9 protein-coding genes are annotated in these 8,771 nt (G+C 55.2%); 3 read left to right on the top strand and 6 right to left on the bottom strand.

The annotated features are described in order from the left end of the window. Positions 1–329: 329 nt before the first annotated feature. The 5 genes from ACR0NM_RS20735 to ACR0NM_RS20715 are packed head-to-tail and all read right to left on the bottom strand — an operon-like array spanning position 330 to position 3,212. A complete protein-coding gene (locus ACR0NM_RS20735; protein WP_480616427.1) occupies positions 330–1,385 on the bottom strand; it encodes an energy transducer TonB family protein in 1,056 nt (351 codons plus the stop codon). Then, positions 1,382–1,759, bottom strand: coding sequence for an ExbD/TolR family protein (locus ACR0NM_RS20730; RefSeq protein ID WP_170567459.1), 378 nt, complete (start codon positions 1,757–1,759; stop codon positions 1,382–1,384). Before ACR0NM_RS20730 ends, ACR0NM_RS20735 begins: the two co-directional genes overlap by 4 nt. Positions 1,760–1,763: 4 nt before the next feature. Next, positions 1,764–2,090 (bottom strand): biopolymer transporter ExbD, encoded by a 327-nt coding sequence (locus tag ACR0NM_RS20725; protein WP_170395115.1) that lies wholly within the window; start codon positions 2,088–2,090, stop codon positions 1,764–1,766. 31 nt (positions 2,091–2,121) lie between these two features. After that, a complete protein-coding gene (locus ACR0NM_RS20720; RefSeq protein ID WP_170423256.1) occupies positions 2,122–2,784 on the bottom strand; it encodes a MotA/TolQ/ExbB proton channel family protein in 663 nt (220 codons plus the stop codon). Then, positions 2,781–3,212, bottom strand: coding sequence for a hypothetical protein (locus tag ACR0NM_RS20715; protein WP_170395121.1), 432 nt, complete (start codon positions 3,210–3,212; stop codon positions 2,781–2,783). Before ACR0NM_RS20715 ends, ACR0NM_RS20720 begins: the two co-directional genes overlap by 4 nt. Before the next feature lie 272 nt (positions 3,213–3,484). On the opposite strand from ACR0NM_RS20715, the gene ACR0NM_RS20710 reads away from it, so the two are divergent. Beyond that, entirely contained in the window at positions 3,485–4,591 is a 1,107-nt protein-coding gene (locus ACR0NM_RS20710; protein WP_480616425.1) for a saccharopine dehydrogenase family protein, read from the top strand. 3 nt (positions 4,592–4,594) lie between these two features. Then, on the top strand, positions 4,595–6,106 hold the full coding sequence (gene amaB, locus ACR0NM_RS20705; RefSeq protein WP_480616423.1) for an L-piperidine-6-carboxylate dehydrogenase: 1,512 nt from the start codon (positions 4,595–4,597) through the stop codon (positions 6,104–6,106). 38 nt (positions 6,107–6,144) lie between these two features. Here amaB and ACR0NM_RS20700 read toward each other — a convergent pair whose 3' ends face one another. Beyond that, a complete protein-coding gene (locus ACR0NM_RS20700) occupies positions 6,145–7,722 on the bottom strand; it encodes a DUF5928 domain-containing protein (RefSeq protein WP_480616422.1) in 1,578 nt (525 codons plus the stop codon). 140 nt (positions 7,723–7,862) lie between these two features. Here ACR0NM_RS20700 and ACR0NM_RS20695 point away from each other — a divergent pair, with 140 nt between their 5' ends. Continuing rightward, entirely contained in the window at positions 7,863–8,681 is an 819-nt protein-coding gene (locus ACR0NM_RS20695) for a sulfotransferase family protein (RefSeq protein WP_170423261.1), read from the top strand. Positions 8,682–8,771 lie beyond the last annotated feature (90 nt).

Raw genomic sequence — 8,771 nt, 5'->3', positions numbered from 1 at the left:
ACGATCAAACCTCGTCAGGCTCATAACCTGAAACTCAGAGGTTCAAATCCTACTCCCGCAAACAAAAAACACCGTGCAACATCAGATGTTTACGCACCGCCCTAGGGCGGTGTTTCTATTTGTGCCAATACTTCTAGAAGCACTGTGGAAGCAACGATAGGAAACTTCTTTTCGTAACTAACCACTTACCCCCCTCAGCTCTTTTTTGCCAACTTCTGTGCTTAGCCCACGGTGACCTTACCGTGATGACCGATGGAAATCCTCTCCTTAGAGCGTGTTGAAGCATTCAGGGAACGAACAACTGGTTCGGCGAACTGCTGTCTTTGGTATCAACTATTTTGGTAATAAAACGATAGCCTGCGGCTTGACCCGCTTGGTGGACGGGGAAATGGAGCGGCGCGGATGACTTGATCTCTGGCGGCGCGTTCGATTTCAGGTGAGCCAGAGCTATCGACGATATCAACCCAAGCCAGTGATCCATCAGGATTAATTTCGAAGAATACCTGCGCAAACCCGCGGACCGGGACATAGACGACGGGCGTTTGATTGAGGTGGACCAGGATTTGTCCGGCATAGTTCGTGGTATCGGAGTTTCCAACGCCGCGACCCGAGGTTTGATTTCGGCCACTGCTGGCTCGGAACGGGTCAGCCCCTTCCTTTTGATAAAGGCTAAGCGGCGACTCCAATGTTTGCGTAGGGTTGCGCAAGTTATCGAAATTACTGAACCCATCAAGTGATTTTTGTGTTTCCGTTGCTGGCTTTCTGTTCGGGAGGCGGGGGCGTTTGGAAACAGATACGGCCTGATCGGAAGGCGCGGCTTGTTCTTCTGGTGGCTCGTTTGTTGGCTCATCGACCGAACTTGGGATTTCTGGTTCGACTGCCGTACTCTCGATTGGGGGGAACGGCGCAGTTGAGCTGTCTGTGGGTGGTAAAGCTGCCAAGCGCTCGGGTTCCGGGTCGACCGCTGACGTTACGGAGGTATCTGCATCTGTTGCTGGTTCCGGGTTGGACGGGGCGACCGGTTCGGTCGGCACCTCTTCCTGTAGCTCTGATCGTGGGGCGACGGGCGCTCCGACATCGGGTGAAGATACCTGCTGAGGATTGGGGGAAGCGACGAGTGTTTCGCTGATCGGGATGTCGGCAGTATTGGGCTTAATAGTGTCTTCAACCGGGGGCTCGGGTGTTTCAGCAGATTCCGGTTGGACCGGGTCTGTCGTGTCTTCGGTGAATTTTTCGAATGTGTTGCCAAGCTCGATCAAACTGACCGATTCCTCATTGGCCCGCAGTTCTGGCAGGCTGGACCCATACAAGCTGATCCCAAAGATATGCAGGATAAGCGAAAGCACACCCGCCAACGCAGCGATGGCCGCTGACTTCCGGATCATTTCAAAGCCTGCTGGGTCACAAGGAAAACAGAAGGCGCGCCATACCGCCGAAGGGCACCGGTTACCTCCATCAATCGTTGGCCTGAAACATTGCGGTCGGGGACAATCCTGACGGGCCCGTCATCATGGCTGGCCATAAAAGCCTCGGGATCGGTTTGCACTCCGCGAAAGCTGAGGATGCCATCGGCGTTCAAGACAAGCGCATCGGGAGGGTCGCGGCCTTCGAGTTCCGATGTGTCGACAAGCTGAAGCTCGGGATCAAGCGGTGGTGCCAGGGTGCCTGCAATCAGAAAGAAGATCAGCATCAGAAAGACGACGTTGATCAGAGGGATGGTCGAGTCTCGTTTGCGGCTTGGGCGACCAAAGCGGATCATCGGTCTACTCCAACACCGTGACGGTCAAGCCATCGCGGCCACGCAAAACAACCAGCAAATCCACAAGTCGTTGGGCGGATGTATCCGCATCAAGGCTTACCAGTGCCTGACCGGCCCCGATCCGCGTAGACAGTTCATCCAGCGCCAGTGTTTCGCCATTCAAAGTCACGCGCTCGGTACCGATCTGGATGAATATTCGCTCGACGGGTTCAGCCGATTCTGATGCGCCTGAGGTTGCGCTGCTGATTTCGATCTCCGCGAACTTTGAGAAAGTTGAAGACAACATGAAAAACAGCAACAGCAAAAAGATGACATCGATGAGCGGGGTCATCGACATCGGTCGTCTGACAAAGGGCGCCGTGTTACGCATGTTCAGCGTTCAGAATCTCGGTCCTGCCTGAGGCGGGCTGGTTCGAGTTGTTCGGGACCAGAACCGTGCGCAGTGCTTTGTCCGCAAACACCCGTTCCCGGGCAGTTCGGCTTTCAAACCAAGACAAGACCATTGAAGTCGGCATTGCCACCGCAAGGCCAACGGCTGTTGTTACCAGAGCAACCCAGATGCCACCTGCCAACAATGAGGGATCGACAGAAGACCCGGCAGACTGAAGGCTTTGGAATGCATTGATCATTCCCAGAACTGTTCCGAACAATCCAAGCAGGGGTGCAAGCTGGGCGACCGTATCCAAAAGCCGAAATCCGCGCTCCAGCCCGGCCAGTGCCAATCCAGCTTCGGCATCCAGTCGAGCGTCCAGATCAGGAGTGTCCGGCGCGTCCATGGCGGCTTCGACAAGCGGTGCAAGATAGCTGCTGCTCTGAGCGAGGCGCGCGCGTGCAGTGGCTCGATCTCCAGCATCCCAGGCTTGCAGCGCTTGTGACAGAACCTTGTGCCGCCCTACGCCACAGGCAGCGAACTGCCAAAGCTTGTAAAGAGTAACTGCTACGGTCAGGACCGACATGACAATAAGGATAGCCACAACGGGCCCGCCAAGGGTCAGGATCTCTCGAAGAGAAGAGAGAATATTCATCCAAGCAACTCCACTTCAATCCGGCTGCTGAGCGTTAGGGTCGATTGACAGATGTCGCTCTGGGAGCCTTTTACCACGCATGAACTCGCGCCATTGATCAATGCGCGCCCAACAGTCGTGCAAGACATCTCTGGCAGATCGAACTGACGGACACGTGGGCGATCCAAAGGTAAGTCGCGAAAATCAAAAAGCGAGAGGGTAACGACACTGCCTTCGGTGTCAAATATCACCGTCTCGAATACGGCTTCATCGATAGTGGTTCCGGATTGGTTGGTCACCAGAAAGGTCAATCTGCAGGCACTACCAACGTCTTCCAAGGCATTGAGCTCTAACGAAATCTCAGCGGCAGGTGCCTCAGCGGATTGGGCCAGAGCTGCAAAAGGAAGCAGGCATGCGAAACAGGTAAGCAGGACACGGAGAGATCTCATTGAAGGCACCTATATGCTTGGGCGAACCGCGATTGCCCGCGTTGTATAGCCGACAATGGCCCTCTCATACCTGATAGTACAATCACTTCAAAGGAGCGCTGAAACGATTGTGACTTCGACCATGTTCGAAGTCATTTTCGAATAAGCTATTTAGCAAAGTGACACATGATACGTCAAAATGACGTAATATTACCTCATTTCGTCAAGATACGATCTGCAATCCGAACAAGTCGCCCTTCATAATCAAAAGAAACACAGAATGGAGGCGCGTTTTGAGCTGGAATATTTGCGTAGTCGGGGCGGGGAAGATCGGTCAGATGATCGCGACTTTGCTGAAAACCTCGGCACATTACACGGTGACTGTTGCCGATCACGATCTTGCGGCCCTGTCAGCATTCAAGAAACGGGGCATTTCTACGCGGCAGATTGATGCCAGCGATAGCGCGGGCTTGGAGAAAGGCCTTAAAGGGTTTGATGCGGTGATCTCTGCCGCGCCGTTCTTTCTGACACCGGCGATTGCGAGCGCGGCCAAAACCGTTGGGGCGCATTACTTTGACCTGACCGAAGATGTCGCCGCCACCAATGCAGTGCGCGAGCTGGCGCAAAACAGCGAGACAGCATTCATGCCGCAATGCGGGCTGGCCCCCGGCTTTGTCGGGATTGCGGGCGCTGCACTGGCGGCGGAATTCGATGAAATCGACAGCCTGCATATGCGGGTCGGGGCGTTGCCGCTTTATCCGACCAACGCGTTGAAATACAACCTGACCTGGTCGACCGACGGGCTGATCAATGAATACTGTAATCCTTGCGATGCCATTGTGAATGGCAAGAGGGTGAAGACCGCCCCCCTCGAAGATTATGAGCTGATCGGCCATGACGGTGTCGAATACGAGTGCTTCAATACGTCGGGCGGGCTGGGCACCTTGCCCGAAACGCTGGACGGAAAGGCCCGAGCGGTGTCCTATCGCTCGATCCGCTATCCGGGCCATCGGGACATCCTTCGCTTGTTGCTCAGCGATCTGGGGCTGGAGCGTCGCCGCGATCTGCTGAAAGAGATCTTTGAGACCGCCCTGCCGCGCACCGATCAAGACGTCGTGCTGGTCTATTGCACAGCAAAGGGGATGGTTGATGGCACGTTGCGTGAGAAATCCCTGATCAACAAATCCTTTGCGCGCACCATCGATGGACAAGTCTGGAGTGCGATCCAAGTCACCACTGCCGCAGGCGTATTGGGGGTCGTCGATCTGATGCGGACGGGGGTTCTGCCGTCGAAAGGTTTTGTCCGGCAAGAGCAGGTAAAGCTTGCCGATTTCCTAAACACCGAATTTGGCCGGCTTTATCGCGCCGGTGACGTTACTGAACAAAACAAGGCGGCCTGAGATATGAAAGACGTTGTAATGACTGCTGAAACCACGCTTGCGAATTTGGACCTGACTGCAGCTGAGCTTAGCGGCGGGTCGCTGCGGGTGACCTCTCCGATAGATGGCAGCCTGTTGGCCGAGGTTCACGAAACTCCGGTTTCCGAGATGGGGGCCATCTTTGCCCGCTCGAAAGCGGCGTTCAAGGAATGGCGCGTTGTGCCGGCTCCGCGCCGGGGTGAGTTGATCCGACTGCTGGGCGAAGAGCTGCGGGCCGCCAAGGACGACCTTGGCGCGCTTGTCAGTTGGGAGGCAGGAAAGATCACCTCGGAAGGTCTGGGCGAAGTGCAGGAGATGATCGACATCTGCGATTTTGCTGTTGGTCTATCGCGGCAGCTTTATGGTCTGACCATTGCTTCGGAACGCCCGGGTCACCGGATGATGGAAACGTGGCATCCGGCGGGACCGGTCGGAGTGATCTCGGCCTTTAATTTCCCCGTGGCGGTATGGTCGTGGAATGCTGCGCTGGCGCTGGTTTGCGGCGATCCGGTGATCTGGAAACCGTCCGAGAAAACGCCTCTGACCGCGTTGGCTTGCCAGAAAATCTTTGAGCGGGCGTTGGCCCGGTTTGGTGACGCCCCCGAGGGGCTTTTGCAGACCCTGATCGGTGGTGCCGATCTGGGTGAGGCGCTGATTGCCAGCGAGGATGTGCCGATCATTTCAGCCACCGGCTCGACCCGGATGGGCCGGGCGGTGGCGCCGATTGTGGCGCAGCGCTTTGGCAAGTGTATTCTGGAACTCGGCGGCAATAACGCGATGATCGTTGGGCCGTCGGCTGATCTGGAAATGGCGGTGCGCGCGATCGTATTTTCGGCTGTCGGGACAGCAGGGCAGCGCTGTACGACACTGCGGCGGTTGATTGTACACAACTCGATCCGCGAGGAACTGGTTGGGCGTCTGAAGAAAGCCTATGCAGGTCTGCCCATCGGTAATCCGTTGACCGAGGGTACGTTGATTGGGCCGTTGGTGGATGAAGCTTCGGGCAATGCGATGACCGCAGCGCTTGAATCAGCAAAGGCCGAGGGTGGTGCCGTGTTCGGAGGTCAGCGCGTGACCGAAGGTGTGCCGGGCGGTGTTTATATGCAACCGGCCATCGTTGAGATGCCTGGCCAGACCGCGACTGTGAAGGCCGAGACCTTTGCTCCGATCCTTTACGTCATGGGCTATGACGATTTTGCCGAGGCGATCGAGATCCAGAACGACGTGCCACAGGGTTTGTCGTCCTGCGTTTTTACACTGAACATGCGCGAAGCCGAGCAATTCCTGACAGCGGCCGGGTCGGATTGCGGGATTGCCAATGTGAACATCGGCCCGTCCGGGGCCGAGATCGGTGGCGCATTTGGTGGCGAGAAGGAAACCGGAGGCGGGCGCGAAAGCGGATCAGATGCCTGGAAAGCCTACATGCGCCGTCAGACCAACACGGTAAACTATTCGGCCGAGTTGCCATTGGCGCAAGGTGTCAAATTCGACATCTGAACTCGAATGTCCGGCGGCACCTGATCGTGCCGCCGGATTCAATCAGCGAACAGGTAATCCAGTTGCATGATCGCTTTGGCCTGATCGGCACTGATCCCCAGAAATTCCGCGATTATCACCTCATTCTCCGAACGTTCCGCCGCCTCACGCAAATGGAACAGCCCATCATTCTGGGTACTGCGGATCAATTCGGATTCGTAAGCCAGCGCATTGCGAAGGGTCGGTAGCAGACGTGCAAGAGAATCCTGCGAGCTGTTCTGGCCCGCAAGACCGACGCGATAGGCATGGCCGGTCAGATATTCATCTGAATAAGTACATTCGATTTCCAGAACACGTGCTTGGGCCTGATCTGCACAGAAATCCTGAATGACGTCCAGATTGGCCGGATCTACGCAGAGTACCAGCCTGTCGCTTTGGAAATAATCGAACAACATACGTGCAACGGCCCGCCGATGGCGCGACCGCTTAATCAGGGTCGTCTCGATTCCACCCAAATCGGGCAATGGCGTATCCTGCTCATCATAGATGTATTCGATGCAGGGAATGGGGGTTTCGGATGCGATCTGGTCAACAAGCCGTTTGGCGACATGCCACTTCTTGCAAACAATCAAAAACGCCTGACGCTCGGGGCCTAGCGTATTGCCGACCTCCCAAAAGCGCTGAGCGAAACGTCGTCCTACCCGACCGCGACCGGCAAGGAAGTGATACAGATTACGCCCTTCGTCCGAGATGTGGAACGTGACCCCTTCGCTGGCATAAAGCTGACCCAACCGTTCCTTCAACTCATGGGCCTCGGGGCTGATCTTGCGAGCGAACAGGTAGTTCTGCCCCAACAGCATGTCATAGTGATCATTGTAGAAGGTGACAGGCATGCCATAGTCGGAAAACATCAAAAATGTCAGTGTACGGTTTTCGATTTCCTGCTTCGGGACGAGGTGGCGAACAAGCGTCTGAAAGAACGTCTCGTCCGGAATCCAGGTGGTCGAGAAAAACCGGACCACATCGCGGCGTTGGCGCAGGAAGTCCAGAATCATCTCGACTGTGCGACGGCGCAGGCACCACCACTGGCTACCGATCTTGACCTGCAGGTCTGCAGGTATGCCGCGGGTCAGACCGAAACGCTTTTGCATTTTGTATGCGGCATAGAACAGGCGCGGCTGATTGCGTTCGTTGAAATAGTGACGATAGATCAGCCGGTCTTCTTTCATTCCGGTCTTAATCCAATTGCTTTCGAAGAAGTCATGGCTTTCGATGAAATCCATGTCGCGTTCATCAAGAAAGCTGTGCACATACTCGGCGGTTTTAATTGCCATGCAATCGCCGGACAGCATGTAAAAATGGGTGACCCTTGGGAACTGATCCACCGCCGCCTGTAATGCATGGAGCGTGGCCTGAACCAGTGACCATTCGCCCCATCCGCATTTGATCCGCTTCGTTGCAAATGTGACATTGCGGTTATCTTTCAGGGCGTCGCGTATCTGCGCATAATCCGTATCGTTGGCGCGGGCGTCAAAATGGATCGCCATACAATCGCCGGCAGCCGTCAGCTGACGTGCCTGCGCAATGATCGCGTCAGGATCTTTGTGGCACAGCAAGATATAGGCAATCTTTGCCATTTGCGTCTCGTAATTCCCCGTTTCTGCCCAATTGCAACCGTGATACTGAGGATGAGCGATTGAATAAACAGAATATTTTTGGTTCTTTGGGTCAAAATGCCGGAGTATCAATGCGATAACTGGCTAAGGAGGCGCAGTAGATGGGTTTTCCCGGAACGTGGATGACCGAAAGTCAAAGCATGGTCTACCGTGTTGTGCCGAAATGCGCCTGTTCGACGATCGGGCAAATCATGTATTTCTCGGATCATGGCAGCTTCTTTGATGGTGACATTCACGATGCCAAGGACGGAATGCACAAGTGGGCCTTTGGTGCCAGTCAGGATCCGATTGCCAGAAATGTTCAATCGCACCAGTCCTATACATTCACCTGCGTGCGTAATCCCTACACACGCATTCTCAGTTCCTTTTTTGACAAGATCTGTGGCATCCAGCGCAACGGCAAACGATATCGCGGCAATCTGGTGCCAACGCTGATTTACAACTATGGAATCGAGGTTGGCGGTGACGATGGCAAAGGCGAGTTCGATCAGATCGCCAGTTTCCGCCGGTTTCTGTTATTTGCACGTGACACGATCCGTTGGCGACGTCCGATGGACCCCGACATTCACTGGTCGGCCATGTCTGGCCATGTCTCGACGCTGATCGCTAATGGCGGGCGATATGATCGGATTTTTTGGACCGAGAAGTTCAACGATGGGATGCAGGGGGTGTTGGACAATCTTGAAACCTCGCATCCCGTGACTCTGTCCGAAATCCCGCGCTTCAACGAATCCGAAGGCCATGGGCCAAAACGCGTGCATCCGGTCGAGGATTACTTTGACGATTTGTCGATGCATCTGGTCTACGAGATCTACAAACAGGATTTTGAACTGTTCAAGTATGATTTCGAAAATCCCGCCAACAAAATGCCGACGGGTGAGATCGATCTAGATGAGATTCACGCCAAGCTGGGTGATTAAGACGCTCGAAGTGTGAGGCTCCCGCCCATCGTCAATGTCTCTTGTGAGACATCTCCTCTGGTTGGGCCCGGCGCCGCGCAAAGCGCGGCG

It is taken from the genome of Ruegeria sp. AF2, from assembly GCF_056542025.1.
This window is presented reverse-complemented; position numbering and strand designations above follow the sequence as displayed.

Bases quoted from the DNA above. Each gene is read 5' to 3' on its own strand.
- ACR0NM_RS20725 (WP_170395115.1), bottom strand. From the start codon at position 2,090: ATGACCCCGCTCATCGATGTCATCTTTTTGCTGTTGCTGTTTTTCATG.
- ACR0NM_RS20720 (WP_170423256.1), bottom strand. From the start codon at position 2,784: ATGAATATTCTCTCTTCTCTTCGAGAGATCCTGACCCTTGGCGGGCCC.
- ACR0NM_RS20700 (WP_480616422.1), bottom strand. From the start codon at position 7,722: ATGGCAAAGATTGCCTATATCTTGCTGTGCCACAAAGATCCTGACGCG.
- ACR0NM_RS20695 (WP_170423261.1), top strand. From the start codon at position 7,863: ATGGGTTTTCCCGGAACGTGGATGACCGAAAGTCAAAGCATGGTCTAC.
- ACR0NM_RS20735 (WP_480616427.1), bottom strand. From the start codon at position 1,385: ATGATCCGGAAGTCAGCGGCCATCGCTGCGTTGGCGGGTGTGCTTTCG.
- amaB (WP_480616423.1), top strand. From the start codon at position 4,595: ATGAAAGACGTTGTAATGACTGCTGAAACCACGCTTGCGAATTTGGAC.
- ACR0NM_RS20730 (WP_170567459.1), bottom strand. From the start codon at position 1,759: ATGATCCGCTTTGGTCGCCCAAGCCGCAAACGAGACTCGACCATCCCT.
- ACR0NM_RS20715 (WP_170395121.1), bottom strand. From the start codon at position 3,212: ATGAGATCTCTCCGTGTCCTGCTTACCTGTTTCGCATGCCTGCTTCCT.